The 26,202-nt window shown below is 70.0% G+C and carries 19 protein-coding genes; 7 read left to right on the forward strand and 12 right to left on the reverse strand.

The annotated features are described in order from the left end of the window. Positions 1 to 16: 16 nt before the first annotated feature. Genes ACI2L1_RS11540 through ACI2L1_RS11550 form a run of 3 tightly spaced genes read left to right on the forward strand, consistent with a single transcriptional unit; the run spans position 17 to position 3,316 of the window. Positions 17 to 2,329 (forward strand): histidine kinase, encoded by a 2,313-nt coding sequence (locus tag ACI2L1_RS11540; RefSeq protein WP_404739268.1) that lies wholly within the window; start codon positions 17 to 19, stop codon positions 2,327 to 2,329. Further along, positions 2,326 to 3,009: a response regulator gene (locus ACI2L1_RS11545; protein ID WP_404739110.1), complete on the forward strand. Its 684-nt coding sequence runs from the start codon at positions 2,326 to 2,328 to the stop codon at positions 3,007 to 3,009. Before ACI2L1_RS11540 ends, ACI2L1_RS11545 begins: the two co-directional genes overlap by 4 nt. A gap of 25 nt (positions 3,010 to 3,034) precedes the next feature. Further along, positions 3,035 to 3,316 carry an SCO4225 family membrane protein gene (locus ACI2L1_RS11550; protein WP_404739111.1) on the forward strand — a complete coding sequence of 94 codons (282 nt, stop codon included), beginning with the start codon at positions 3,035 to 3,037 and terminating at the stop codon, positions 3,314 to 3,316. Positions 3,317 to 3,623: 307 nt separating this feature from the next. Here the strand turns inward: ACI2L1_RS11550 and ACI2L1_RS11555 are convergent, their stop codons facing one another. The 9 genes from ACI2L1_RS11555 to ACI2L1_RS11595 all read right to left on the reverse strand — a co-directional run bounded on the left by ACI2L1_RS11555 (position 3,624) and on the right by ACI2L1_RS11595 (position 16,038). Continuing rightward, positions 3,624 to 5,120: a family 43 glycosylhydrolase gene (locus tag ACI2L1_RS11555; protein WP_404739112.1), complete on the reverse strand. Its 1,497-nt coding sequence runs from the start codon at positions 5,118 to 5,120 to the stop codon at positions 3,624 to 3,626. 15 nt (positions 5,121 to 5,135) lie between these two features. Further along, a complete protein-coding gene (locus ACI2L1_RS11560) occupies positions 5,136 to 6,545 on the reverse strand; it encodes an AbfB domain-containing protein (protein ID WP_404739113.1) in 1,410 nt (469 codons plus the stop codon). A 38-nt stretch (positions 6,546 to 6,583) separates the two neighbouring features. Beyond that, a complete protein-coding gene (locus ACI2L1_RS11565) occupies positions 6,584 to 7,351 on the reverse strand; it encodes a hypothetical protein (protein WP_404739114.1) in 768 nt (255 codons plus the stop codon). 94 nt (positions 7,352 to 7,445) lie between these two features. Next, positions 7,446 to 10,238 (reverse strand): LamG-like jellyroll fold domain-containing protein, encoded by a 2,793-nt coding sequence (locus ACI2L1_RS11570; RefSeq protein WP_404739115.1) that lies wholly within the window; start codon positions 10,236 to 10,238, stop codon positions 7,446 to 7,448. A gap of 47 nt (positions 10,239 to 10,285) precedes the next feature. Next, positions 10,286 to 11,791, reverse strand: a complete 1,506-nt coding sequence (locus ACI2L1_RS11575) for an alpha-N-arabinofuranosidase (RefSeq protein WP_404739116.1) — start codon at positions 11,789 to 11,791, stop codon at positions 10,286 to 10,288. 54 nt (positions 11,792 to 11,845) lie between these two features. Further along, entirely contained in the window at positions 11,846 to 12,778 is a 933-nt protein-coding gene (locus tag ACI2L1_RS11580) for a glycosyl hydrolase (RefSeq protein WP_404739117.1), read from the reverse strand. 13 nt (positions 12,779 to 12,791) lie between these two features. Next, complete coding sequence (locus tag ACI2L1_RS11585) at positions 12,792 to 13,694, reverse strand: carbohydrate ABC transporter permease (RefSeq protein ID WP_404739118.1); 903 nt, start codon at positions 13,692 to 13,694, stop codon at positions 12,792 to 12,794. A 6-nt stretch (positions 13,695 to 13,700) separates the two neighbouring features. Beyond that, positions 13,701 to 14,681, reverse strand: coding sequence for a carbohydrate ABC transporter permease (locus ACI2L1_RS11590; protein ID WP_404739119.1), 981 nt, complete (start codon positions 14,679 to 14,681; stop codon positions 13,701 to 13,703). 7 nt (positions 14,682 to 14,688) lie between these two features. Further along, positions 14,689 to 16,038 carry an ABC transporter substrate-binding protein gene (locus ACI2L1_RS11595; RefSeq protein WP_404739120.1) on the reverse strand — a complete coding sequence of 450 codons (1,350 nt, stop codon included), beginning with the start codon at positions 16,036 to 16,038 and terminating at the stop codon, positions 14,689 to 14,691. Between the two features lie 396 nt (positions 16,039 to 16,434). On the opposite strand from ACI2L1_RS11595, the gene ACI2L1_RS11600 reads away from it, so the two are divergent. From ACI2L1_RS11600 to ACI2L1_RS11615, 4 genes are all read left to right on the forward strand, one after another. Continuing rightward, complete coding sequence (locus ACI2L1_RS11600) at positions 16,435 to 17,418, forward strand: glycoside hydrolase family 43 protein (protein WP_404739121.1); 984 nt, start codon at positions 16,435 to 16,437, stop codon at positions 17,416 to 17,418. 9 nt (positions 17,419 to 17,427) lie between these two features. Next, positions 17,428 to 18,468, forward strand: coding sequence for a LacI family DNA-binding transcriptional regulator (locus ACI2L1_RS11605; RefSeq protein WP_404739122.1), 1,041 nt, complete (start codon positions 17,428 to 17,430; stop codon positions 18,466 to 18,468). Between the two features lie 2 nt (positions 18,469 to 18,470). Continuing rightward, on the forward strand, positions 18,471 to 19,502 hold the full coding sequence (locus ACI2L1_RS11610) for a LacI family DNA-binding transcriptional regulator (RefSeq protein WP_404739269.1): 1,032 nt from the start codon (positions 18,471 to 18,473) through the stop codon (positions 19,500 to 19,502). Between the two features lie 182 nt (positions 19,503 to 19,684). Next, positions 19,685 to 21,802 (forward strand): RICIN domain-containing protein, encoded by a 2,118-nt coding sequence (locus tag ACI2L1_RS11615; protein WP_404739123.1) that lies wholly within the window; start codon positions 19,685 to 19,687, stop codon positions 21,800 to 21,802. A 115-nt stretch (positions 21,803 to 21,917) separates the two neighbouring features. Here the strand turns inward: ACI2L1_RS11615 and ACI2L1_RS11620 are convergent, their stop codons facing one another. From ACI2L1_RS11620 to ACI2L1_RS11630, 3 genes are all read right to left on the reverse strand, one after another. Beyond that, complete coding sequence (locus tag ACI2L1_RS11620; RefSeq protein WP_404739124.1) at positions 21,918 to 23,462, reverse strand: DUF4038 domain-containing protein; 1,545 nt, start codon at positions 23,460 to 23,462, stop codon at positions 21,918 to 21,920. A gap of 340 nt (positions 23,463 to 23,802) precedes the next feature. Continuing rightward, a complete protein-coding gene (locus ACI2L1_RS11625; RefSeq protein WP_404739125.1) occupies positions 23,803 to 24,909 on the reverse strand; it encodes a LacI family DNA-binding transcriptional regulator in 1,107 nt (368 codons plus the stop codon). 109 nt (positions 24,910 to 25,018) lie between these two features. Continuing rightward, complete coding sequence (locus ACI2L1_RS11630) at positions 25,019 to 26,035, reverse strand: hydroxyacid dehydrogenase (protein ID WP_404739126.1); 1,017 nt, start codon at positions 26,033 to 26,035, stop codon at positions 25,019 to 25,021. Positions 26,036 to 26,202: the final 167 nt, after the last annotated feature.

The following is a 26,202-nucleotide window of genomic DNA, read 5'->3' on the forward strand; positions in this document are numbered from 1 at the left end:
ACCCTTCAGGACCGCCATGCTCCGAACCGACGACCGGCTGCTCCCGGCCCTGCTGCTCTGCGCCCAGGCGCTGGTGTGGCCGGGCGCGGACCTGGTGCGCGGTGTGGTCCCGAGCGGCGCCGCGCTGCTCGTGGCCGCTCTGGTCGCCGGAGTGGTGACGGCCGCGCTAGCGCTGCGCCGCACCCGCCCGGTGACCGCGCTCGTCGTGGTCGCCGCCGCCTGCGCGCTGGGCGCCGGACCACTGCCCACCGGCGCGATGGCGGTGCTCGGCACGGCGGGCGTCGCGCTTGCGCTGTTCACCGTGGCGACGGAACGCGACACGTTCACCGCCGTCCTGTGCGTCCTGGCGCTCGCCGGCTGGCAGCTGCTGCAGGGCCTCAGCCTGCACGGCCTCAGCGACCGCGACGGCCTCGACCTCGTCCTGACGACCCTGCTGTACGCCCTGGCGTGCGGCGCCGGCCTGCTCGTACGGCACCGGACGCGCGCGCGACAGGCCGCCGAGGCGCTCCTGAAGCGGGCCGAGGCCGAGCGCCATCGGCTTCCGGCGGTCGAACGGCGCCGTATGGAAAGGGAGTTGCACGATGTCAGCGCCCACCATCTGACGGCGGTCGTGGTCACCGCGGGAGCGGCCCTCGGACTGCGCGAACGGCGCCCCGAACTCACCGAGGAGGCCCTGGAGTTCGCCGCCGAGACCGGCCGCGAGGTCACCCGCGCGCTGAGCGCCGTACGCGCACCGGCGCCCTCCACGCAGGAACTCCCCTCCCCCGAGGAGCGGTTGCTGGCCCTGATCTCCGGATTCCGCCGACTGGACCAGACCGTCGACTGCGAGATCGACCCGCTGCCCGAGGGTTCCGTCGCGGACGCGGCGTACGGCATCGTGCGCGAGGCGCTGACCAACGTGGCCCGGTACGCGCCCGGTGCGCATACGACGGTGCTGTGCCGCTACGGCGACACCCGCACGGACGTCGTCGTCACCAGCACGGCGCCACCGGCGGGCACGGCGACCCATGGTGCGGGCCTCGGCGGCGGTCGCGGTCAGGGTTTTCTGCGGTCCCGGGCCCGGGAGCTGGGCGGGACGCTGGCCACCGGTCCCACGGCGGAGGGCGGTTGGGAGGTCCGGGCGGTCCTGCCCGGCAGGACCACCGCCCCGGCGGACGCGCCCGTCCCACGGAACTACCGCCTGGCACAGGTGGCGGCCGCGGCGGGCCTGATCCTGCAACCCCTGCTCCCGGTACTGGTGATCCGTCCGGATGACGCGCCGGCCGGGTCGCGGGTCTCGGCGGGGGTGCTCTTCGCGCTGCTCGCGGCGGCCCAGGCGGTGGCGCTGCTGTGGCTGCGGCGGGCACCGCGCGTCTCGTACGGCGTGCTGCTCGCACTGGCGCCGCTGTGGCCGGTGGCGATGGCGGTGGGCGAGTTCGGCGGGCCCGCGCTGCTGCCACCGGCACTGAGCGTGTTCGGCACGTGTGTGGCGGTGGCGCTGGGAGCGGCTCGGGGTGCCGTCGGACCGGCACGCGCCGAGGGCCACCGACGCGTCCCCCTTTTCCGTGAGGTCGCCGCGGTGGCCGTACACGCGGCCGCCCTCACCGCCGCCGTCCTGCACGGTGGCACCACCATCCCCGTCTGGGCGGTCGTCGCCGGAGCGGTGGCCGCGGCGGCCCTCGTGATCGGCGCCGCCCACGGGGCCGGAACCCTGCGTGGGCGGCGTGACCGGGAGGTCCTCGGCAGCCGGGACGCACGGCTGGCCACCTGGACCGAGGAGGCCGTCCGGGACGCGTGGGCGGAGCGTCGCCGTATCGCGGGCGGTCTGGAGACCACCGTGCTGTCGCGCACCGCCGACATGGTCACGGAGGCGGAGGCGGGCCGGCTCGACGTGACCGCGGACCGCGCCCGCGAGGCGCTGGCCGCGATGCGCGCCCTGCTGGACACGGTCCGGGAGTCCGGGACCGGCCCCGACCTGCGCCCGCAGCCCACCCTCCAGGCCCTCGACCTGCTGGCCCACCAGTGCCGGGCCACCGGCCGCGAGGTGGAGATACGGCTGACCGACCGGGTGCCGGAACGGCTCCCCACCGCCGTGGATCTGGCCGCCTACCACTGCGCCGAGATCCTGCTCGCGGCCGGCGGCGAGGGTCCTGCGGTGCTCGAACTGGACGCGTCGGACAGTACGTTGACGATCACGGCGACCGGGGTGCCCGGTGCCGACGTACAGGACCGGCTGGCCGCACGCATCGCACCACTGGGCGGCACGGTGTCCGTCCTCGGCGCGCCGGACACGGTCCGCCTCCGGCTGCCGCTGGCCCCACCACAAGGACCCGGAGAAGAGGAACGATGAGCCTTACCGTGCTGGTCGTCGACGACCAGGGCGTCGTACGGGCGGGTTTCGCCGCCGTGATCGACGCCGCGGAGGACATGACGGTCGTCGGCGAGGCGGCCGACGGCGCGGCCGCGGTACGGCTCGCGGCGGAGCTGGCACCCGACGTGGTCGTGATGGACGTACGCATGCCGGAGCTGGACGGCATCGCCGCGACCAGGATCATCACCGGCCGCGAGAACGCTCCGCGGGTGCTCGTGCTGACCACCTTCGACCTCGACTCGTACGTCTTCGACGCCCTGCGGGCCGGCGCGTCCGGGTTCCTCCTCAAGGACGTGCAGCCGTCCGAACTGCTCCAGGGCATCCGGGTGGTGGCCGGTGGCGAGAGCGTGCTCGCGCCGTCCGCGACCCGCCGCCTCATCGGCCACTACGCCTCCGGTACGGGCGTCGGCTTCCGCACCTCCGAGGCCCCGCGCGCACTGGACACCCTGACCGCGAGCCAACGGGGCGTCCTCTCCCTGGTCGCGGCCGGCCTCAACAACGCGGAGATCGCCGGGGAACTCGGCATCACCGTGGGCACGGTGAAATCCCACGTGAACGCGCTCCTGCGCAAACTCGGTCTGCGCGACCGCGTGCAGGCGACGATCCTCGCCTACGATCTCGGCCTGGCCCGCCCGCACCCGCCCGGCCCCCACCTCTGACCGCCGCGACCAAGGAACGCCTGCCATGACAGACCTCCGCAAGTACCTCACCACCCCGGCCGCCCTCATCTACCTGGGCCTGTGCGCCGCTCTCCTCATCTGGGCGCTGGCCGTGACCATCGGCGACACCTCCGACGAGTCCATGGCGGGCGTGATCCCCCTCCTCGCCACGGCACCGTTCAGCCTCGTCCTCCTCGCCCTCCCGGAGGGCCTCGCGATGCTGGTCCTCTCGGTGACCTTCGGCGCGCTGGTGAACGCGGCGTTCATCGGCTGGTGCGCACGGACCCTGCGCCGCGGCAACGGCTGACGCCGGGGCCGAAGGACGCGGGGCAGGTTGCCGACGGCCCGGCGCGGACGCGCGGGGTCCGCGCACAGGGTGGGGTCGCCCGGGGGCCGACGCCGTCGGGGGTGCGCGGCTGAGGTGGTACTCGATGGTCTTGACGCTGAGAACGAGTTCGCGTGCCGTCTGACGGCCGGTCAAGCCCTGTACGGCCGACCGCGCCACGGTGGATTCCTGGGCCGCCGCCCGCCCCACGACTCCGGCTCCCCTGACCGAAACTGCACGCGGCGGGCCGCCCACACCATCAGCGGAGTGAGCGGCCCGGCCGTCGCCGTCAGGAGACGGGCTTGAGCTGCCAGAGCTGGCAGTCGTTGTTCAGCCAGGTCCACTGGCGGACGTCGGTGCCGTCGGCGGTGTTGCAGTTCGCCACGTCGGCGACCTTGCCGCTGTTGACGTTCACCAGTCGCACGTAGCCGGTCAGGGTGTAGACCAGCTGCCACCGCTGGCACTTGTTGTCCAGCCAGCTCCACTGCCTGATGTTGGCGCCGTCGGCGGTACCGCAGTTGGTGACGTCGAGCGTCTTGCCGGTGGCCACGTTCGTCACGCGGTTGGTCTCGTCGCCCGGGTCGGAGAAGGTCCACAGCTGGTTGGTGGTGCCTTTGCACGTGTACTGGATGACGTCGGCGCCGTCGGCGGGATCGCCCGCGAACTCGTCGAGGCACTTGCCACTGCGGCGGTTGACCAGCTCGTACGCGGTCGGGGTGGCCGCGGTCTCGCCGGACGGGCCGGGCAGGGAGGTGCCGAGGGCGACCGGGGTACCGAAGTTCGGGGTGCCGTCGGCGTTCCAGGTGAACTTCTGGGCCCGGGTGCTGCGGGTGTTGCCGCAGCCGCCGGTCGTCGTGCTGTTGGCGTGGTAGACGATCCAGTTCTCCGTGCCGTCGGGTGAGGTGAAGAACCCGTTGTGGCCCGGCCCGTACACGCCGGCCGTGTCGTTGCGGGTGAAGACCGGCGTGGACTTCTTCGTCCAGGAGGCGGGGGCGAGCGGATCGGTTCCGGTCAGCTCCAGCTGGCCCAGCTTGTAGTCGGGCGTCCCGCAGTGACTGGCCGAGTAGGTGACGAAGGTCCGGCCGTCGTGGGAGAGCACCTCCGGTCCCTCGTTGACCGCGGTGCCCACCTTCTCCCAGCTGTAGGTGGGCGTGGAGATGACGGTGAAGGCCGTACTCGCCAGCGTGTAGGGATTGCTGAGCGGCGCGATGACCAGGCTCTGCACGCCGCCGACGAAAGCGCTGCCCAGCAGGTAGCGATTGCCGCCGTACTCCAGGACGTCGGTGTCGATCAACCAGCCGCCCTTGTCCAGGTTCGAGCCGGCGAGCTGGCTCTTCCACGTGTACGGCCCCATCGGATCCGTACCCGAACTCTCCAGGACGTTGGTGCGCTGGCCGTCGCAGCAGCTGCTGGAGTCACCGGCCGCGTAGTACAGGTACCAGCGGCCGTCGAGGAAGTGGATCTCCGGTGCCCAGATGTTCGCGTTGCGCCCGGCCGTGTCGTCGTGCCAGATGAGCACGTTGGGGGCGGTGCTCAGTCCCGCGAGGGTCGGGGACTTGCGCATGAACAGCTCGTTGGTGATCGAGGTGGTGATCAGGTAGTAGCTGTCGTTGTAGTACGTCAGCCACGGGTCGGCGCCCGCCCGGGACTTGACGGGGTTGGAGTACGGCTGTCCGTCTGCCGCCTGCGCCGGCGCGGCGAGGGCCGGGATCAACAGGGCGACGAGGGCGGCCAGCAACGCCAGCCAGGGCACGCGTCCGGCCCGGTTTCTCTGGAAGGTCTTCATGGCGACTCCTGTGCCTCAGTAGCCGACGTGGAAGGTGGCGTCGGACTTCTCGACGCTGGTGGAGATCGGGTCGATGCGCAGCTCGTAGTCCGAGTGCCGGATGTAGCGGTCCGGGAAGTTGTAGGAGCGGAACGAGCTCCAGGTGGTGTCCGCGAGCCCGGCGGTCTTGTAGAAGGTGGCGTCCTGGGCGAAGGCCGTGGTGCCGTCGTTGACGTCCAGTTCGATCTTGAAGCTGTAGTGCCTCAGGTAGCGGGTCGGGTAGTTGACCGACTGGAACGACACACCCGAGGAGTCCGCGAGACCGGGCACCAGCTTCCACTGCGAGTCGGTGTACGGGTCGAAGGGGTACGGGTCTATCCGGCCGACGAAGCCGACGTGCCGCCAGTAACGCCCGGGGTAGTTGTAGGACTTGAGGCGGTTCCAGGTGGGAGTGCCCCACTTGGCGACCAGGTTGTCGTACTCGGTCTGGCTGATCGCCTGGACCGTGCCGTGCTTGCAGTTCAGCGGCGGTGTGTAGACGCGCTGGTCGACCGCCGTCCAGGTGCCGGCCGCGAGGTCACTGGTCTGCCAGGTGTAGAACACGCCGTTCGGCGAGTAGGTGTCGCCCCACAGGTACCAGGTGCTGGACGTCTGGGACTTGACCAGGATGGGTGCCTCGGTGCTGCCGTGGGAGACGGTGCCGGTGAAGGCCGTGAAGCTGCCGGGGTCGAGGGTGGTGGACTTGGCGCCCAGCAGTTTCCCCGTGGAGTTGTTCTTGAAGTACATGTAGTTGACGCCGTTCACCCCGACGGCCATGTCACCGTCGATCGCGTCGTAGCCGGGGTCGAAGAACACCTGGCCGGTCGTCGCCGTCTGGAAGTCGGTGGTGTAGCTCACCATGATCACGTTGTGCCCGGTGCTGTTCACGGACGAGTAGATGATCGCGTACTGACTGCGCGAGGCGTCCCAGAACGCCTCCGGGGCCCAGCTGTGGGTGTTCATGTCGTGCAGCTTCAGCAGCCGGTAGTTGTCGAAGGACCGCAGGTCGGCGGAGTCCCAGACGTGGATGTACTGGCTCTCCTGGGTCCAGTCGGTGCCCTTCAGGTTGGTCGCCATGACCACGAAGGTGCCGTCCTGCTTGCGCAGGATGTACGGGTCGCGCAGCCCGCCGAAACCGCCGGTCGGGGTGACGACGGGGGCGTTCTGGTTCAGTGGCGTCCACTCCAGGCCGTCGGTGCTGACCGCCAGGTGCAGGCCGTAGTCGGAACCCACGTTGTTGGGCGACTCGGTGAAGTAGCCCATCACGTACGGCGTTCCGGTCGCCGCGCGGGCGGTGCCGGCGCCGAGGGCCAGGGCGCCGGACATGGACAGCGGGACGGCCGCGGCCATGCCGAGGAAGAGCCGGCGGGAGGGGCGGGGCATGCCGGGGTTGGGCTCCGTGCTCATGGGTTCTCCAGGGAGGGTGGGTGCGGGTGGCGGGTGCGTCAGTTCACCGGAACGGCGTCGTAGACGGCACGCGCGATATGGGTGCGGGCCGAGCGGGCGAGCTGCGCGGTCATCGCCTGGTAGCGCTCGTGGACGTAGGCCTGGCGGGCCTGTCCGCTGAGCCGGTCGGGGACCGCGATGGTGCCGTTCTCGGCCAGCTTCGTCTCCAGCTGGGCATCGAGGTCGTGCAGGACGTAGGAGAGGTAGTTGGCCTCGGTGTACTGCACGGGGCCGTAGACGACCTGGTGATCGGCGACGGCCTGGCTGCGGCGGGCGTTCTCGGCGGTCCAGGAGGTGAGAAAGGCGTCGTATCCGGGGTCGGCGATCAGCCCGTGCCGGTGGGCCAGGCCGAGGACGACCGTGGCCTTGGTGACCTCGGCGAGGGCGAGTTTCCTGGCGTAGGCGGCCGGGGTGGTGCCGCCGTGGGGTGTGGTCCAGAAGTCGGGGCCGTCACTGACGCCGTAGGCCTGCTGGAAGTGGGCGAAGGTGGCGGCCCGTTCCTGTGCCAGGTAGAGGGTGAACTCGCGTACGGGGATTGCCTGGCCGTTGATCTCGGCGACCACGGCGGTGGGCGGGGGCGGGAGCGGGGCCGGTGTTCCGGCCGCCGTGTCCCGGTGCCCGGCGGTCAGCAGGACGACGGCCGCGATCGTCAGGGCGCCGAGCACGCCGGCGACGGCGACCGCCCAGCCGGGGACGGACCTTCGCGTTGCCGTGCGGCGCCGTGGAGCCGTGGCGGGGCGGCGGGCCTGGCGCACCGACGTGGTCATCGTTGACCCCCATACGTGAGTGGTGGAAGAGGGTGCCCGGCCCGTCCGAGCCGCGTTTCTCTCCGGGCCGGGCACCCGCTGACTCGTCGCCGGCTCAGCCGGCGGCGAGCGTCTGGATCTCCGAGCTGCTGAGCACCCGGTTGTAGAAGTGGACGTCGTCGATCTGGCCGTTGGTGAAGTCGACGGGTCCCTGGTTGTAGGTGGCGGCCCCGATCAGGGTGGCGCCTCTGGCCGTCCAGGGGCTGGTGAAGGCGGTGGTGCCCTGGAGGGTGCCGTTGACGTACAGCGAGATCGTCTGGGCGCTGCTGTCGTACACGCCAAGGACGTGGTACCAGGTGCCGGTGGCCGCCGATGCGCTCGCCGTCACATTCGTGGCCGTCGAGTCGTTCACGTCGGAGGCGCGGGTGACGAAGACGAACTTCCCGCCCGACAGCTGGAGATAGAACGGGCTGACCTTGAAGCCGACCAGGCTGGCGAAGGTCTGGTTGCCGGAGACGCTGTTCAGCTTGACCCAGGCGCCGACCGAGTAGCTCTGTCCCGTGTCGATCACCGAGGACGGAACGACCCCCATGGTGGTGCCGGAGCCGTTGAAGCTGAGCGCGTTGCCGCCGACCTTGCCGCTGCCCGCCCAGGCGGTGTTGCCCTCGGTGTAGCCGGAGGCGGTGTTGCCGAGGAGGTTGCCGAAGCTCTGGCCGCTGCCCTCGTCCAGCTGGAAGTAGCCGGCCGCACCCGTGCCGAGGGCGTACGCCTCGCGCGCGGTCAGCGCCCTGGAGACCATCCGGACGTCGTCGATCGCGCCGTTCGCGAAGTCGACGTTGCCGCCGTTCCACTTCGCGCGGCCGATCGTCGTGTGACCGGTCGCCTTCCATGGGGAGGAGAAGGCGGTGGTGCTCTGAAGGGTGCCGTTGACGTACAGCGCGATGGTGTGGGCGCTGTTGTCGTACACACCGGTCAGGTGGTACCAGGTGCCGGTCGTCGGGGAGCCGCCGGTGACCTGCTTCCAGCTCGCGCCGGTCGAGTCGGCGCTGCGGACGGTGAACGCGAAGGTGCCGCCCGACAGTTGGAGGTAGAAGGGGCTGATGCTGCTGCCGTCGATGCTCGCGTAGGTCTGGTTGCCGCTGACGCTGCTGGGCTTGACCCAGGCGGAGACCGAGTAGCTGCCGCTGGTGTCCACGGCCGTGGTGGGCACGTCGACCCAGGAGTTGCTCGCGCCGGTCAGGCTGACGGCACCGGCGCCGAACTTGCCGGTGGTCCAGGAGGCTCCGGCCTGGAGCGTGCCGTTGTTGGAGCCGCCGCTGATGTCGGCGGTCGCGGTACCGGTGGCCTCGTCCAGCGGCCAGTAGGCGCCGGAGGTGGCGGTGGGGCCGGAGACGGCCGCGCCGTTGTAGGCGCCGATGTTGGGGGCCGCGGTCGAGGAGACGGTGGTGCCGAAGTAGTCCTTGCCGCCGTTGCCGGAGATGACGGCGCCCGCGCCGAGCGCCGGGGAACCGCTCTGGAGTTTGTAGGCGGCCGCGGTGGAGCGGCCCGCGCTGCCTCCGCCCGGTTTCACGAACAGTGGATCGGTGGTGATCTTGGCGGTGTCCGACGGCTCGGTCGACGGATGGTTGCCGTAGAAGAGGTTGTGGGTCCAGGTGGTTCTGGTGGTGGAGTAACCGCCGTTGCCCAGCTTGTAGATGATGTTGTTCGAGAAGGTCACGTTGCTGTTCGGCGTGCCGTCGGTGACCTTGCCGTTGTTGCCCTCGGGCATGTAGATGGTGTTGTTGTACACGGCGGCGGTGGTACTGCTGTCCACGCCCGACATCAGCGGGAAGACCGCGTTGGAGGCGCCGTCGTTCTGGCTGATGTTGTAGCGGATGACCGAACTCTTCGCGGCGAAGCCGCTGTAGCAGCACCACTCGGCGAAGCCGAACGGGTTGTCGTGGCTCCAGTTGTACTGGATGACCGTTCCGCTGGTGTGGTTGTCGATGTCGAAGGCCTGGCCGTCGTAGAGGCTGCGGTACTGCCGCGAGACCTCGTTGTACTGCCAGACGCCGTCCGTCGACCAGGCCGTCCACAGGCCTGCGCCGGAGAAGCGGTAGCCGTTGTCGGTGGCCACGTTGTTCTGCACGACGGGCGCAGCGCAGAACACGCAGACGATGTCGTTGCCGCCGGCGTCGGTGATCGTGTTGCCGTCGATCACCACGTTGGTGGCGTTGATGTCGTGGTTGAGGCCGAGCAGCGAGCCGATGTAGATACCGCCCGCGTCGACGTGCGTCAGCGTGTTGCCCGTGAGCTGGACGTCGTCCCAGCCGCTGGTGGTGTTGTCGTCGGTGACGTTGAACGCGATGCCCGAGGACTTACTGGGCTGGACCCCGCCGCTGTTGGTCCAGTAGCCCTTCACGTCGTGGATGTTGTTGTTGACGATGTGGATGCCGGCGAGGATCCCGCTGGTGTCGTTCTGCAGTTGGATGCCGCTGCGGACGGCCGCGGTGGACGAGGTGTTGGTGATCTCCAGGTTCTGGATCGTCCAGTACGCCTGGTTGTGCAGGTAGATGGTGGCCGCCGCGCCGCCGCCGTCGATGATGGGCGCGGCACCGGAGCCGTACGAGGAGATGACGATCTGGCTGCCGCTCGCGCCGGATCCCTGCGGCTGGAGCTCACCGCTCCAGGAACCGCCCTTCTGGAACAGGATCTGGTTGCCCGAGGTGAAGGTGGTGCCGTTGACCTTGGAGATCGTCTTCCAGGGGGTGCTGGTGCTGCACCCGTCGTTGCTGTCGCTGCCGGACGACGACGAGACGTAGTACGTCGTGCACGCGGCGTGTGCCGTCGTGGCCGGGAGCATCACGAGTCCGAGCGCGACTGCGGCGCTTCCTGTCGCCGCCAGCAGGCGGCTTCGCCATCTTCGCATTGCGTTCCTCTTTGAACGGGAGCGGGTGGGAGGGGAGTTGGGGGACTTCAGGAGAGGCGGATCATGTTCCAGGAGAGAGCGGGAAGGGTGGCCCGCAGAACGCCGCCGTCCAGGGAGGTGCCCTCGACGGCGGTGGGTGCGACGCGTTCGGGCTCGGCGAGGGTGTTCCGGGCGTCCGGGTCGGCGTCGGTGAGGACCGAGTGCTCGGCCACGCGGGTCAGGCCTTCGAGTCCGCGCAGGCTCACTTCGAGGGGCAGGGCGTCGGTCTGGCTGCGGTTGACGGCGAAGACGGTGACGGCTCCGGTCTCCTCGTCGACGACGGCGGTGGCCTGGAGGAGGGGCACCTCGCCGAACTTGGCGGTCTCGTGGGTCGGGCTGTCCACGTGGACCTGGAGCACCCGGCCGCGTCCGTACCGGGACGCCTGCGCGAAGGGGAAGAAGGTGGTCTGCCGCCAGGCGGGGCCGCCCGGTTCGGTCATGATCGGGGCGATGACGTTGACCAGTTGGGCCAGGCACGCGACCTTGACCCGGTCGGCGTGGCGGAGCAGCGCGATGAGCAGGGAGCCGAAGACGACGGCGTCGGTGACGGAGTAGACGTCCTCCAACAGCCTTGGTGCCTCTTGCCAGTTGCGGCGTTCGGTCTCGGGTCGCGAGGAGTACCAGACGTTCCACTCGTCGAAGGAGATGCCGATCCGCTTCTTCGACTTCAGCCGTGCGCCCACGTGGTCGCAGGTGGCGACCACGTTCTCGATGAAGGACTCGGTGTCCACCGCCGAGGCGAGGAAGGAGTCCCGGTCGCCGTCCTTCTCCTCGTAGTAGGCGTGCATGGAGATGTAGTCCACGTGGTCGTACGTGTGCTCAAGGACCGTGGACTCCCAGGCGCCGAAGGTCGGCATGAACTGGGCGGAGCTGCCGCAGGCGACGAGCTGCACGTCCGGGTCGATCAGGCGCATCGCCCAGGCCGTGGCGGCCGCGAGCTTGCCGTACTCGTCGGCGTCCTTGTGGCCGATCTGCCACGGGCCGTCCATCTCGTTGCCCAGGCACCACAGCCGGACGTCGTACGGCTCCTTGTCGCCGTGGGCCACCCGCTGGTCGGAACGGTCCGTGCCGCCGGGGTGGTTGGCGTACTCAAGGAGCTCCAGGGCCTCCTTGACCCCGCGGGTGCCGAGGTTGACGGCGAGCATCGGCTCGGTGCCCTCGACCTTGCGCACGAAGTCCATGAACTCCGAAAGGCCGAACTGGTTGGTCTCCGTGGACCGCCACGCCGGGTCCAGGCGGCGCGGCCGGGTCTCCTTGGGGCCGACGCCGTCCTCCCAGTCGTATCCGGAGACGAAGTTGCCGCCCGGGTAGCGGATGGCGGTGACGCCGAGTTCGCGGACCAGGTCGAGGACGTCGGTGCGCAGCCCCTCGGCGTCGGCGGCCGGGTGTCCGGGCTCATAGATACCGGTGTAGACACAGCGGCCGAGGTGCTCGACGAACGACCCGAACAGCCGGGGGTCGACGTCGCCGACGGCGAACGCGGGGTCGAGGACGAACCGCGCGGTGGATGGCATGGGGGTTCCTTCACGGTCGGGCCGAGGGGAAGGGTCCGGGGGAAAGGGTCGGGCTCAGGACTCGGGTGCCAGGCTCGGTTCGACGGGCTCGTCCCGGTCGCAGGTCAGCCGGCCGTCGGTCACACGCAGGGCCGCCACCTGGAGGGACGAGCGGCGGAACGCGTAACTCGCCTCGTCCGTCCCGGGCGTACGGTCGGGATGGGTGAAGTAGAAGGCGTACGCCGTCTCGCCCTGGACCACGACGTCGGCGTGCAGGCCGAATCCGCCGTCGTCGGGGCGGCTGCCGGGTACGTCGAGGATCAGGCCCTGGTGGTCCCAGTGCTCCAGGTCGTCCGAGCGCAGGACGCCCTGCCCGCGCCACTCGTCGACGATCATCCAGTGGTGACCGCCGAGGGCGAAGACGTTGGGACCCTCGTGCGGGCGGTGTGTGACGGCCGGTCCCGTCGGCCGCCAGTGGTACAGGTCCTCGCTGTCTGCGGCGTACGTGAACGAGCCGTGCGTCTCGTCCTTGAACCACATCCGGAAACCGCCGCCGGGCAACGGGTACACGCAGGCGTCGATCACCCGCTCCGAACCGAGGTCCAGGGCACCGTGGTGGGTCCAGGTGAGCAGGTCCGGGCTGGTGTAGTGGCGGATCTCGGCGTGGCCCGTCCAGTCGGCCGGCACACCGCGGATCCAGCTGACGTACATGTGGTACAGCCCGTCGTGCCAGATGATCTCCGGTGCCCAGAAGGTGTTGCGCCCCCATTCCGGGTCCGGGAGGTCGAGCGTGCCGCGGTACGTCCAGGTCCGGCCGCCGTCGGTCGAGGCGGCCACACCCAGATCGGTGCCGTGCACCCAGGCCACGCCGGGGCCGGGGGCGTTGACTCGCCGGTTCGTGTACACGAGCCACCACTCGCCCGCCTGCCGGTTCCATACCGCCACCGGGTCCGCCGCGCCGTCGTGGACGGGGTCACGGAAGAGCGGTGCGTTCGCTGCGTCTGCCATGGTTCGGACCCCCTTACTTCAGACCGGAGTTGACGAAACCGCGGACGTAGGAGCGCTGTGCGGCCAGGAACAGGACGATGACGGGGATGAGATAGAGGACCGCGCCGCCCGCGATGAGGTTCGGCAGCGGGAAGCCCTGGCCCATGACATAGCCCGTGCCCACGCCGACCGCGAGCGTGGTGTTCGACGCGTCCAGCAGCAGGTTCGGCGCGATGAAGTCGCCCCACACCACGTTGAAGGCCAGGACGAACGCCGTGACCAGCAGGGGTCTCGAGAGCGGCAGGAAGATCTGCACGAAGATGCGGATCCGGCCGGCACCGTCGATGACGGCCGCCTCCTCCAGTTCCTTGGGGAAGCTGGAGAAGAACTGCCGGTACAGGAAGATCGCGTACGGCGCTCCCGCCGAGCCCCACAGCACCCACGGCCAGTACGTGCCGACCATGCCGAGGTTGGCGAACAGCAGGTAGGTGGGGATGAGGGTGACGATCTGCGGCACCATCATGGTCGAGATCAGCAGTCCGAACAGCAGGTTCTTGCCGGGCGCGCGCAGCCGCGCGAAGCCGTAGCCGACCAGCGCCGAACTGATCGTCGTCAGCAGTGCGTTGACGGTGGCCAGGATCAGGGAGTTGCGGCCGTACCGCCAGAACGGGATGGTCTTCACCGCGTCGACGTAGTTGTGCCAGTCCAGCGTCGACGGCAGCCAGGTGTCGGAGCTCGTCTCGGCGGACGGCCGCAGCGAACCGATGAGCAGTTCGACGAAGGGCAGCAGCATCAGAACGGAGACGACGAGCAGGACCGTGAACACCAGCAGGCGCTTGCGGCTTCGGCGACGGCCCCTGGCCTTCGGGACGGCCGACCGGGCCTCCGCCTGCGCCGAGGGCATCGCCGCGATCGGCCGGCTTTCCTTGAGTGCCATGGCGGTTCAGCCTTCCTTCGCGGCCGCGTTGGGGTCGACGGCGTAGAACACGGTCCGTCCGGCCAGCTTGAAGATCAGTGCGGTCAGGGCGACGATGACCAGGAAGAAGACCGTCAGCATCGCGGAGCCGTAGCCGTAGCGGCCGTAGGCGAAGAACTGCGAGTAGACGTCGACCATGTAGACCCGGTTGGCGTTCGGGATGTTGGTGTAGACGTTCGAGAAGCCGCCGTCGCTCATCGGGGAGAGCAGCAGGACCGGGACGAAGGTCTGCAGCGTGGTGATGGTGACCAGGACCGTCTGGAAGAGCAGGACGGGAGAGATCACGGGAAGCGTCACATGCCGGAAGGCCGTGAGAGCGCCCCCGCCGTCCAGCTTGACGGCCTCCAGTTGTTCGGCCGGCACGGTCTGCAGGGCGGCGAGGTTGATGATGATTCCCGCGCCGATGCCCCACAGCAGTACGACGACCAGGACGACGAAGGCGTGGCTGCCGGTCAGCCAGCTCACCGCGGTGCCGCCGAGCATCCTCAGGAACCGGTTGACGGCTCCCGAGTTCTGGTCGAACGCCACCTTCCAGATGAGCGAGGCGGCGACGGGCGGCACGATCGCGGGGATGTAGATCAGGGTCCGGAAGACCGTGCGACCGCGGACGCGCTCGTTGAGCAGGACGGCCAGGAGCAGGCTCCCGATGATCGTCGTGGGGACGACGATGGCCACCAGCAGCAGCGTCTTGGACAGTGAGGTCATGGTGTCCGCGGAGGTGAGGACCTCGCGGTAGTTGTCCAGGCCGACCCAGGGCTTGAACGGGGCGATGCCGTCCCAGGCGGTGAAGCTCAGGTAGACGGCGTAGCCCACCGGGAAGACGGTCAGCAGGGCGGTGCCGATGAGCCAGGGGGAGACGAAGCCGTAGAACGCCAGGGCCTCGCCCCGGCCTCCGCCGAGCCGCCGCCTCCGGGACGGCTCGGCGGACCGGGTGCTTCGCGATCGCATGCGGGGCCTACTTTCCGGCGAGCTTCTTGCCGTTGGCCAGGACGGCGTTGACTTCCTTGGTCAGCTGGTCGGCGAGCTTCGCCACCGAGGTGCCGCTGCCCATCGCCGCGGTGAAGGTCTTGGCGAGGGTGGTGTCCAGTGCCGTGGTCTGGGCGTACGGGGTCGCGTTGTGCAGGACGTCCACGTAGTCGAGTTCGGCCGTCTGGACCTTGAATGCCGCCTTCTGGAAGGCGGTCTTCTGCGGTACGACGGCGAGGAGGGACTTCAGCGAGGGCAGACCGTTGCCCGCGGAGATGCGCTTCTTGGCACCCTCGCCGCCGCAGTACCACTCGATGAACTGGAAGGCGGCTCCCGGGTTCTTGGACTTCGCCGGAATCCAGTAGCCGACGGCGCCGAAGGAGGGGCTGACCCGCTTCTTGCCCAGTATCGGTGCGGCGGCGAACACCGTCTTCGACTCGTACGCCGGTGCGGTGGCGCCGAGGAAGCCGCCGAACCAGAAGCCCTGACCGGAGGTGGCCTGCTTGCCGGCGACGTACTGGGGGCCGTCCCAGTCGGGGCTGGGGTCCATGAGCGAGTAGCCGACCTTGGCCTTGGCGACGTCGACCAGCCAGGTCAGGGCGGCGATCGCCTCCGGCGAGGTGAAGTCCGCGGTGCCGAGGTCATCGGAGAGGATCCGGCCACCGGCGGTCGCCGCCATGGAGCCGATGCGGTTCATGCTGGCCGTGGTGGTGAACATGCCGTGGACGGTGGTCTTGCCGCCCGACGACTTGGTCAGCTTCTTCGAGGCGTCGAAGAGTTCGTCGTAGGAGATCGGCTGGGACGGGTCGGGCGCCTTGAGCCCGGCGGCGTCCCACATGTCCGCGTTGTACCACCACATCGAGTCCTGCGACCAGTCCTTGGCGATCCCGTAGCGGGAGCCCTTGCCCTGGTGGGTGCCGTCCCACTTCCACACGTCGTTGATGGGCAGGATGTCGGCTTCCTTGAGGACGCTGCTCTGCGCGAAGTACTCGTCCAGGTTCAGGGCGACACCCCGGCTCCCGATGTACGGGGTGACGTCGGTACCGGCGTCGCGCACCACGTCCGGCGGGTTGCCGGCGGCCAGCATGGCGTTGAGCCGGGTCGAGTCGGTGTTGATCACCTTGATCTTGACGCCGGGGTGGGCCTTCTCGAAGGCGGCGATCTCGGCGCTGGTGATCTCGCCCGGAGCGCTCATGATCGTCAGCGTGCCCGACTTGGCCTTCGCGGGGGTCTTGGACGCCCCGGTCGTGCTGTTGCCGCACCCGGCGAGGGCGACGGCGCCGGCCAGGAATCCGGCGCTTCTCAGGACCGAGCGCCTGCTGAGAGCTGAGTGGTGCATGGAGTCCAACTCCTTGTCAGAGGGTGTGGCGCGACGCCGACCGGGCGACTGCGACTGCTTCCACCGACCAAGGCGGCTACGTCGGGCGGTGAGCGCCGGAACCGGCAAACCGGATGTCACGGCTGGAAGCGGGATCAGAATGTAGGGCAGGTACATCGTCGTCAACCCTTTGTTCCAACGTTTTTTGCCCAGGTGAGATATCCGTCCCGGCGGATCCGTCCTGCGTCTTCGCCAAATCCCCAGGTGGTAGCCATGCCTCTGCATGCACCTGTCGATCCCGCTGGGTGCGCGAAAAGTTTTCGGCCGCGGGGCCGCTTGTCCAGCGCATTGACATCGTTGAACTAGCGGTGCGATGCTCACGCCGCTCCAGGGCTCACCAGCATGAGGAGACCCCCATTGCCCCGACACATCCCCGCCGGCTACCTGCTCGCCCACTTCACGGGCGAGCACCTGGCCGACGGCGAGCAGGTCCGCTTCGCCCTCTGCGACTCGCCGCGCATGGACCGCTGGCGGGAGCTCGATGGTCTGGCACCCCTGGCCCCGGACGGCGGCGGAGCGAGGGATCCGTTCCTGATCCGGGCCGCCGACGGCAGCGGCTTCCACCTGATCGCCACCGACCTGCGCATCCACGGCGGTGACGGCTGGGAGCAGGCGATCGCGCACGGCAGCCGCAGCCTGCTGGTGTGGGGCTCGGCCGACCTGCGTGACTGGGACGGTCCGCGCCGGGTTGAGGTGATGCCGGAGCAGGCGGGCTGCGTCTGGGCTCCCGAGGCCGTGTGGGACGCCTCCCGCAAGGAGTACCTGGTGTTCTGGGCCTCCACCGTCTACCCGGAGCACGACCCCGGGCACCGCGGCCCCTCGTACCACCGCATGTACTGCGCCACCACCCAGGACTTCCGCACCTTCTCCGCCCCCCGGCCATGGCTGGACACGGGCTATCCGGTGATCGACTCCACGGTGGTCGAGCACGAAGGGTGGTTCTACCGCTTCACCAAGGACGAACGCCTGCCCGGCACTCCCGGCGCCCCGGACGCCAAGTACGTCTTCGCGGAGCGCTCCCGCGACCTGCACTCCGCCCGCTACGAGCCCGTCGCACAGGGCGTGGGCCGTGGCACCGACGAGGTGCCCGGACTCGCTCATGCCGAAGGTCCCATCGTGCTGCCGGCCCCGGACGGCGACGGCTGGCTGCTGCTCCTGGACGAGTTCGAGGGCCGCGGATACGTCCCCTTCCGGGCGGACCGCCTGGACAGCCCGGTATGGCTGCCGGCCGACGGTCCCGATGGCTGTGTCGTGCCCCCCGGGCTGCGCCACGGTTCGCTGCTGCCGCTCACGGCAGCCGAATGTGCCGGGCTGCGCAGCCTGGCCCCGGCCGAAGCCTAGAGTTCAGCCATGTCCACGATGCATGACGTGGCCCAGCGGGCCGGGGTGTCGCCGAAGACGGTGTCCCGCGTGGTCAACGACGAGCCCGGGGTGAGCGAGCGGACCCGCGAGAAGGTCACCGCCGCCATCGCCGAACTGGACTTCCGCCCCAACCCGGTCGCCCGCAACCTGCGCACCGGCCGGACCGGACTCGTCGGCCTGGCCCTGCCGCACCTGGCGCAGCCGTACTTCTCCTCGCTCGCCGAAGCGATCATGCGCGAGGCCGAACGCCACGACCTGACCGTACTGACCGAGCTCACCGGCGGGGACGCGGAAGCGGAACTCGCCCTGGTGCGCGAGCACGGACCGTACCTGGGCGGACTGCTGATGTACCCGGTGGGACTGTCGGACGCACAGGCCCGGACCGTCGCCCGGACCGTGCCGACGGTGTTCATGTCGGAACGCGCCTACCAGGCACCGGTCGACCGCGTCGCCATGGCCAACCTCGAGGGCGTGCGGGCCATGGTCGGCCACATGGCGTCGCTGGGGTACACCCGCATCGCCGCGCTCGGCGCCGATCACTCCGGCCTGCCCCAGCGGGCGGCGGCGCACCTGCGTCTGGAGGGATACCGGGCCGGACTGAGCGACGCCGGACTGCCCTTTCTGCCCGAGCTCGTCTGCGAGGTCGGCACGCCCGACTGGGACCGGCGGCACGGAGCGGCGGGAGTGCGGCGGCTGATCGAGGCCGGTGTCCGGTTCGACGCCGTGGTGGGATTCGCCGACGCCCTCGCGCTGGGTGCCCTGTACGCGGTGCGGGAGGCGGGCCTGCGAATCCCGGCCGAGGTGGCCGTCGCCGGCTTCGACGACCTCGACGACGCCCGCTACGCCTCTCCCTCGCTCACCTCCGTCGCTCCCGGCACGGCGCAGATCGCCCGCGAGGCGCTGGTCCTGCTGAACGACCGTATGAACGGCACGGCACCCCAGGACACCGGTCGGCTGATCGTCGCCGACTTCGAACTGACGGTCCGCGAATCGACATTGGGGGGGATGGCCGGATGGGGCGGGGCGTGACCATGAGCACCGTGGCCGAGCAGGCCGGGGTGTCCACCAAGACGGTCTCCAACGTCGTCAACGGCACCGGGTCCTACAGCCCCGAGACCGAGCAACGGGTCCGCGCTGCCATAGAGGAGCTCGGCTACCACATCAACCCGTTCGCCCGCGGTCTGCGCTCCCGGCGCACGGACACCATCGCCCTGGTTCTGCCCAACCTCTATCAGCCCTTCTACGCGGAGTTCGCCGAACAGGTGATCAAGTCGCCGGAGACACAGGGACTGAAGGTCGTCCTCGAGTCGACCCGAGGGGACGCCGGGCGGGAGCGGGCCGTCCTGTCGTCGCACCGGGAGCTCGTGGACGGCGTCATCTACGTACCGCACGCTCTCGGCCCCGAGCAGTACCTGCCGCTGCCCTTCACCCGGCCCACGGTCGTCCTCGGCGAACGGCCGGCCGACGCCGCCCAGCTGGGTCTGGACTATGTCGAGACCGCCGACGAGCAGGGCGCGCACGCGGTGGTCGATCATCTGCTCGCCCAGGGGCGGCGCCGTATCGCCGTCATCGGTGAACGCACCGGCCCGTGGGCGGGGGCCAGACGACTGCGCGGCTATCGCAGAGCGCTGACCGAAGCCGGGGTGGACTACGACGACTCCCTGGTGATCGGGGTGGACGACGCGGACCTGTGGTCGTCCGGCGTCGCCGGAGCGACGCGACTGCTGCGCACCCGCGTCCGGTTCGACGCCCTCTTCTGCTTCCACGACGTGGTGGCCGTCGGCGCGCTCTCGGTCCTGGCCCGCGGCGGCATCGCCGTACCGGACGACGTGGCGCTGGCCGGCTTCGACGACATCGAGGCCGCCCGCTTCGCCTCGCCGCCCCTGACCACCGTCGACCTCGACCGCGAGTCGATCGCCCGCACGGCCGTGGCGCTGCTGCGCTCCCGCTTGGACCGGGAGGACTTCGGGGAGCTGCCGGGACGCCGGGAGACGACGGGGTTCGAACTCCGTGTCCGGGCGTCCTCCGACGCAACACCCCCGACCACGGAGTCCGGTCACTGACCGCGAGAACGGTCCCCCTGTCCCGACGGCGGCCCGTCAGAAACCCAGGGGTCACAGCCCGTTGACGTGGCTGCGATCCCACCTTTACCTTCAGCACCAAAGTTCGACAACCCGATCGTCGTTCGATATTTCGGTCCGCTGCTTGGAAGCCAACTCCCTTGCCACGTAAGGAACCGCCCCCCATGTCATTCGTGTCGCAACGTCGCGGCCTCCGCGACCGCCTGAGATCCGCCGCTGTCCGCGCCCTGGTGCTCGCCACGGTCGCCGCCGGCATCGCCCTCGGCGCACACGCCCAGGCTCCGGTCGGATCCGGTACCGCTCCCGGCGGGATGGAGCCGACCGCGGTGACCACGAACCAGATACCGGTGCCGTCGGCGCCGATGGGCTGGGCCTCCTGGAACAGCTTCGCCGCGAAGATCGACTACGACGTGATCAAGGCGCAGGTCGACGCCTTCGTCGCGGCCGGCCTGCCGGCCGCCGGCTACAAGTACATCAACATCGACGAGGGCTGGTGGCAGGGCACCCGGGACAGCTCGGGCAACATCACGGTCGACACCAGTGAGTGGCCCGGCGGCATGAGCGCCATCGCCGACTACATCCACAGCAAGGGCCTCAAGGCGGGCATCTACACCGACGCCGGCAAGGACGGCTGCGGCTACTACTTCCCGACAGGCCGCCCGGCCGCTCCGGGCAGTGGCAGCGAGGGCCACTACGCCCAGGACATGCTGCAGTTCTCCCAGTGGGGCTTCGACTACGTCAAGGTCGACTGGTGCGGCGGCGACGCCGAGGGACTGGACGCGGCGACGACGTACAAGTCGATCAGCGACGCGGTCAACACCGCCGCGGCCACCACCGGCCGCCCGCTGACCCTGTCGATCTGCAACTGGGGCTACCAGAACCCGTGGAACTGGGCGCCGGGCATGGGTGCGCTGTGGCGGACCAGCACGGACATCGTCTACTACGGCAACACGCCGTCGATGACCAACATGCTGTCCAACTTCGACCAGGGCCTCCAGCCCACCGCCCAGCACACCGGGTACTACAACGACCCGGACATGCTCATGGTCGGCATGGACGGCCTCACCGCCGCCCAGAACCGTACGCACATGAACCTCTGGGCGATCTCCGGGGCCCCGCTGCTCGCGGGCAACGACCTGAGCACCATGAGCTCCACCACCGCCTCGATCCTGAAGAACTCCGAGGTCATCGGCGTCGACCAGGACTCGCGCGGACTCCAGGGCGTCAAGGTCGCCGAGGACAGCCGAAACCTCCAGGTGTACGGCAAGGTGCTGTCCGGCACCGGCAACCGCGCGGTCGTCCTGCTCAACCGAAGCTCGACCAGCCAGACCATGACCGTCCGGTGGTCCGACCTGGGCCTGACCAACGCCTCCGCCACCGTCCGCAACCTGTGGACGCAGAGCAACGTGGGCAGTTACGCCACGGGCTACAGCACCACCGTCCCGGCCGGCGACTCGGTCATGCTCACCGTCACCGGCGGCACCGAGGCGGCCGGCACCACCTACGAGGCCGAGTCCTCGGCCAACACCAAGACCGGCTCGGCCGCCAACGTGGCCTGCTCGGGCTGCTCCGGCACCACGAAGGTCGGCACCATCGGCAACGGGTCCGCCAACACGCTCAAGTTCAACGGCGTCGCCGCCTCCGACACCGGCCTGAAGGTCGTCGACATCGCCTACACCAACGGCGCGAGCACGGCCCGTACCGCCGTCCTCAGAGTCAACGGCCAGACCACGACGACCGTGTCCTTCCCGCCGACCGGCTCGTGGACCACCCCCGGCACCGTCTCGGTCGCGGTCTCGCTGGCCAAGGGCTCCGCCAACACGCTGACCTTCTCCAACGCCTCCGCGTGGGCGCCGGACCTCGACGCGATCGCGGTCCGGTCGGTTCCCGGGACGAACGGCAACCAGATCGTGGGCGCGGGCTCCGGCCGCTGCGCCGACGTCTACAACAACACCATCACCAACGGCACCCAGGCCGAACTGTGGGACTGCAACGCCGGCCGTAACCAGTCCTGGACCTACACCAGCCGTAAGGAGTTCGTGCTCTACGGCAACAAGTGCCTCGACGCCTACAACTCGGGCACCACCAACGGCACCAAGGTCGTCATCTGGGACTGCAACGGCGGCACCAACCAGCAGTGGACCGTCAACTCCAACGGCACGATCACCAATGTGAACGCGGGCCTCTGCCTCGACGCCTACAACGCCGGCACCGCCAACGAAACCAAGTTGGTGCTGTGGGCCTGCGGCACCGCCTCCAACCAGCAGTGGAGTCTCAACTAGCAAAGAGCGACCAGCAATCGGCAACTGGCCACACAGCCCGCAGGGGCCCGGGGGCGACCACCGCCCCCGGGCCCCTGCGCCTTCCGGTCCCCGCAGCGGGGCCTCTCCCCACCCGTCAGCCGTCGTGGCACACGAAGACGCGGGGCGCGCCGCCCTCGTCCGGGACGGTCAGTTCGTCGGCTCGGCGCACGCCCTGGGACACGGTTTCTCCCGTCCGGGGGTCGAGGACCCGGTAGGCCCGGGGAAACGTCCCGGCGGTCTCGGGGTTCAGCCGCAGCGGGCCGCCGTGTTCGACGTAGGCGATGTACAGGGTGCCGTCCGGGGAGCTCAGGGCTCTGCCGGCCATCGCGCGGTCCCAGTCCGGGCGCAGGTCGGTGGTCGGCAGCCCGTCCAGGACGCGGCCGATCAGGCCGACGTAACGGGAGCCCTCGAAGTCCAGGGCTTCCCGCCAGCCACAGCCCGGGGCGATGAAGTACGGCTCGTGGTCGGGTTCCTCCGCGTGCAGTCGCCACTGCCACAGGCTCCCCGCGCCGTAGACGACACCCATGGTGCCGCCGGCGCACAGGTTGGACCAGGCCTCATGGCCCTGCCACCAGCCGGCGCCCTTCCCCGTCGCCCCGGAGTTCTCGTACGTGGGCTCCCCGTTGGCGACGCCCTTGACCGGTTCGTTGCGCCGCATGTCGGCGACCCGCTCGGGGAGGTGCTCACCGGAGTGGCCGGTCTGGCACCACTGGAAGTCGAGCCAGTCGGCGCCCTGGTGGGCTCGACTGCGACCGTGCGGCCGGTAGTGGACGCCGCAGGGCTGGCCGTACGCGTCCCAGGCCTCGATCTCCTCGCCGCCCGCGGCGATCTGCGGCTCCTCCCCCGAACCGTCCGCACCCACCAGATAGATGACGGGACGAGCGCCGTAACGGGCCACCAGGTAGCGGCAGTAGCGCGCGTACTCCTCCGGTGGCACCACCGTGCCCGCCACCGACCGTCCCTTCCAGCCGAACCCCTGGAAGACGGGTTGCAGAACGGGGACGATGTCGTGCTCACCGAGGATGTCCAGCAGCCCGTCCAGATACTGGAAGTAGGCCGGGTCGAGGCGTGTGAGGCGGCCGTCCTTCAGGTCCTCGAAGCCGACGTCGAAGCCTTCGTCCTCGGTGCGGTCGCGGGGGCCCCTGGCGTGCATGTCGGGCTGCACGCTCATCAGCAGGACGGCGTTGAACCCCTTCGCGGCGCGGTCGGCGGCGTAGACGCGCGCGTCGTCGGGCGTGGCCCGCCAGGGCAGCGCCCATGCCGTGTCGGCGACCAGGAGTGCGGGGGTGCCGTCGGCGTGCACCAGGCTGCGTGCGCCCGGGGACATGCGCCAGAACCCGTGCTGTTCGAAGCGAGGGGCGGACTCGGCCGGCACCACGGTGAGTTCACCGGTGCGGCTGACGAGTCCGGGGTCGTCGACATCGCCGTCCGTCCGCCAGCTCCAGACCCCCGTGGCCGCCGGCGCGGCGAACCGCAGGCGCCAGGTGGAGCCGCCGTCCCAGAATGCGGGGCGCCGCAGGACGGTTCCGGTGGGCTCGTGGGTGAAGTCGGCCCACAGCTCGACGCCCGTGTACGGGTCGGGGTGACGGTTCTCGGCGGTGAACGACAGCTCCGTCTGGCGCCAGGGGCGGATGTTCATGGCTGGGAGTCCTCGGGTGTGCGGGAAGCTGGGGCATGGCTGCTGCGAACAGTCGGGGGTGCCGTGGCGATGCCGTGACATGCGCGGTGATCACGCCGGTCGCGGCCGGCCGTCGGCGATCCGGGACAGGACGACCGGGTAGGTGGGTGACCGCTGCACTCGGGCAATGTCGAGCACCACTCCCCCCGCCCGGCCAGTGAGGGTCGCGCGGCGCCCGGTCGGCACAGCCGCGTCGAAGGGGCCTGGTGCCGGACTCCGGTCGACGGGCTGCGGTGCGACGCCGAAACGGTCGGCCGGGGTCGAGGAGACTCGACGGCGTGGGGCGCGTTCGCCTGTCATGTCACTTCTGGGGCCGCATCGATTCCCGGATCACCAACTGGGTGCTCAGGACCACGTGATCGTCCCCCGTGATGGTCTCCTCGCGGTCGAGCGCCAGGCGTACGGCGGTCCGTCCCAGTTCCTCGTACGGGACCCGGACCGTGGTGAGCGACGGCGTCAGGTCCGCGGCATAGGGGACGTCGTCGAAACCGATGAGCGACACGTCACGGGGGACCCGAAGGCCCGCCTCGCGCAGGGCGGCCAGCACGCCGACGGCGATCGCGTCGGTACCGGCGAAGACGGCGGTGAACTCCAGGCCGGCGTCCAGCGCGTCCCGCACCCGCCGGTAGCCCGAGGCACGGTTGTACTGGCCCGGTTGGTCCAGTTCCGCCTCGTAGGGAACCGAGTGGGCGCGCAGAGCGGACAGATGACCCTCGCGGCGCTGTTCGGAGCTGCTGAAGCCGGGCGCGCCACCGAGGAAGAGGATGCGCCGGTGCCCGGCGGCGAGGAGGTGCGAGGTGGCCTGGAACGCGCCGCCCCGGTTGTCGTAGTCGACCACGGTGGCCGGGATTCCGGCGGGCAGCGCGGGGCGTCCGACCAGGACCAGGCGGGAGCCGGCGGCGTCGAGGGCCTTGGCGTATTCGGCCATACGGCGGTGGTAGGCGTCGTCCGGGACCACGCCCCCGACGAGGACCACCGCTGCGGCGTGCTGCTCCCGCATGAGCTGGACCAGGTCGTCCTCGCGAGCGGTGTCGCCGTGGGTGGAGCAGACCAGGCTCAGCCTGCCCCGGTCGGTGGCCTCCTGCTCGACGCCGGCGGCGACATGGGCCAGCGAGGGTCCGGTGATGTCCTGGATGACCAGGGCGACGGGACCGGCGACGGCCCCGGAGAGGGCCTTCGCATGGACGTTCACCACGTAGTGCAGTGACTGCACGGCTGCCATGACGCGGGCCCTGGTTTCCGTCGACACAGGATAGTTGCCGGCCAGGGTGCGGGAAACGGTTGCTACCGACACGCCTGCCTTTCCCGCGACATCGCGGATGGTGCTCGGCCTGTCCGACCGCGCGCCCTTCCGCTTGGTTTTGTTGGCTGCGGGGCTCCTGCGGGCGCCGTTCCCGTTGTCCGTCACGAGGGTGACGTTACTGCATCGGCAAGCTTTGCGACCTGGTCGTAGCAGAAACTACCGCACTGAGGCAGTAAACGATTACTGCATCGACCTCCGGTCGCGACCGACGGGATCATGCGCTGTTGACCAGATCGGCCTGGCGCACGGCGTGCGCGAGCGGCGCGCCCGCGCCGAGCAGCACCAGCTCGTCCACGACCGTGCGCCCCAGCCGCTCCAGCTCGTTGCCGAGGGAACCGGCGATGTGCGGGGTCAGGAAGACGTTGGGCAGCCGGTACAGCGGGGAGTCCGCGGGCAGCGGCTCGGGCTCGGTCACGTCCAGGACCGCTCCGATCCGTCCGGAGACCAGTTCGTCGGTGAGCGCGTCGGGATCGACGAGGGCTCCCCGGGAGGTGTTGACGAGCACGGAACCGTCCGGCATGAGCGACAGCCGTCGGCGGTCGAGCATGCGGTAGGTCTCCGGGATGTCCGGCGCGTGCAGGCTGACGATGTCGCTGGTGCGCATCAGTTCGTCGAGCGGCACGAGGGTGACGCCCAGCGAGGCCGCCTCGGCGGCGTCGACGTAGGGGTCGTACAGCGTCACCGCGAAGTCGAAGGGCCGCAGCAGTTCGAGCAGGCGGCGTCCGACCCGGGAGGCGCCGATGATCCCGACCCGTCTGCCCAGGTTGCCCACCGCGGCGTGGTCAGCGGGCGGCGGGTAGACGTGCTCGGCGCGGAACCGCTCCCGCAGCCCGAAGGCGTCCTTGCCGGCCAGCAGGATCGCGGCGAGCGTGAACTCGGCCACCGGAAGGGCGTTGGCCTGCACGGCGCTGGACACCGACACGCCCCGCTCCCACACCTCGGGCGCGATCAGGTTGCGCACGCTGCCCGCCGCGTGCAGCACGGCCCGCAGCCGGGGCGCCGCGGCCAGGACGGTCTCGTCGATGCGCGGGCAGCCCCAGCCGGTGATCAGCACCTCGGCCTCGGCCAGCGTCGCGGCGACGGCCGGGTCGGTGAAGTCCCCGACGACCAGGGCGGGGTCGATCCGGGCCACGTCGGTCAGCCGTGCCATGAGCCGGGGCGGGAAGAGTTCGGGGAGGTGCACCGGGTTCATCGCGAACAAGGCGCGCGGCGGCAGCTCTGACGTGGACATGGATCTCCGCTTCTGCAATGAGGAGAGGAAGTGCGAGGAGGTAGTAACCGTATTCCACGCTAGAGCTCGCCAGGATTGCCAGTCAATGTTCCTTCAGGGGTGCGTCTGCGAGGGTGACACGCTTCCGACCCGGGGCTGGAGCCCAAAACAGCAGGTCAGTGTCTGGT

This window comes from Streptomyces sp. NPDC019531 (genome assembly GCF_044903305.1).
GTDB lineage: Bacteria > Actinomycetota > Actinomycetes > Streptomycetales > Streptomycetaceae > Streptomyces.

Coding starts and splice junctions, on each gene's coding strand:
- ACI2L1_RS11590 (WP_404739119.1), bottom strand. CDS start 14,681: ATGCGATCGCGAAGCACCCGGTCCGCCGAGCCGTCCCGGAGGCGGCGG.
- ACI2L1_RS11565 (WP_404739114.1), bottom strand. CDS start 7,351: ATGACCACGTCGGTGCGCCAGGCCCGCCGCCCCGCCACGGCTCCACGG.
- ACI2L1_RS11575 (WP_404739116.1), bottom strand. CDS start 11,791: ATGCCATCCACCGCGCGGTTCGTCCTCGACCCCGCGTTCGCCGTCGGC.
- ACI2L1_RS11540 (WP_404739268.1), top strand. CDS start 17: ATGCTCCGAACCGACGACCGGCTGCTCCCGGCCCTGCTGCTCTGCGCC.
- ACI2L1_RS11555 (WP_404739112.1), bottom strand. CDS start 5,120: ATGAAGACCTTCCAGAGAAACCGGGCCGGACGCGTGCCCTGGCTGGCG.
- ACI2L1_RS11605 (WP_404739122.1), top strand. CDS start 17,428: ATGTCCACGATGCATGACGTGGCCCAGCGGGCCGGGGTGTCGCCGAAG.
- ACI2L1_RS11570 (WP_404739115.1), bottom strand. CDS start 10,238: ATGCGAAGATGGCGAAGCCGCCTGCTGGCGGCGACAGGAAGCGCCGCA.
- ACI2L1_RS11560 (WP_404739113.1), bottom strand. CDS start 6,545: ATGAGCACGGAGCCCAACCCCGGCATGCCCCGCCCCTCCCGCCGGCTC.
- ACI2L1_RS11585 (WP_404739118.1), bottom strand. CDS start 13,694: ATGGCACTCAAGGAAAGCCGGCCGATCGCGGCGATGCCCTCGGCGCAG.
- ACI2L1_RS11580 (WP_404739117.1), bottom strand. CDS start 12,778: ATGGCAGACGCAGCGAACGCACCGCTCTTCCGTGACCCCGTCCACGAC.
- ACI2L1_RS11595 (WP_404739120.1), bottom strand. CDS start 16,038: ATGCACCACTCAGCTCTCAGCAGGCGCTCGGTCCTGAGAAGCGCCGGA.
- ACI2L1_RS11610 (WP_404739269.1), top strand. CDS start 18,471: ATGAGCACCGTGGCCGAGCAGGCCGGGGTGTCCACCAAGACGGTCTCC.
- ACI2L1_RS11630 (WP_404739126.1), bottom strand. CDS start 26,035: ATGTCCACGTCAGAGCTGCCGCCGCGCGCCTTGTTCGCGATGAACCCG.
- ACI2L1_RS11545 (WP_404739110.1), top strand. CDS start 2,326: ATGAGCCTTACCGTGCTGGTCGTCGACGACCAGGGCGTCGTACGGGCG.
- ACI2L1_RS11550 (WP_404739111.1), top strand. CDS start 3,035: ATGACAGACCTCCGCAAGTACCTCACCACCCCGGCCGCCCTCATCTAC.
- ACI2L1_RS11620 (WP_404739124.1), bottom strand. CDS start 23,462: ATGAACATCCGCCCCTGGCGCCAGACGGAGCTGTCGTTCACCGCCGAG.
- ACI2L1_RS11615 (WP_404739123.1), top strand. CDS start 19,685: ATGTCATTCGTGTCGCAACGTCGCGGCCTCCGCGACCGCCTGAGATCC.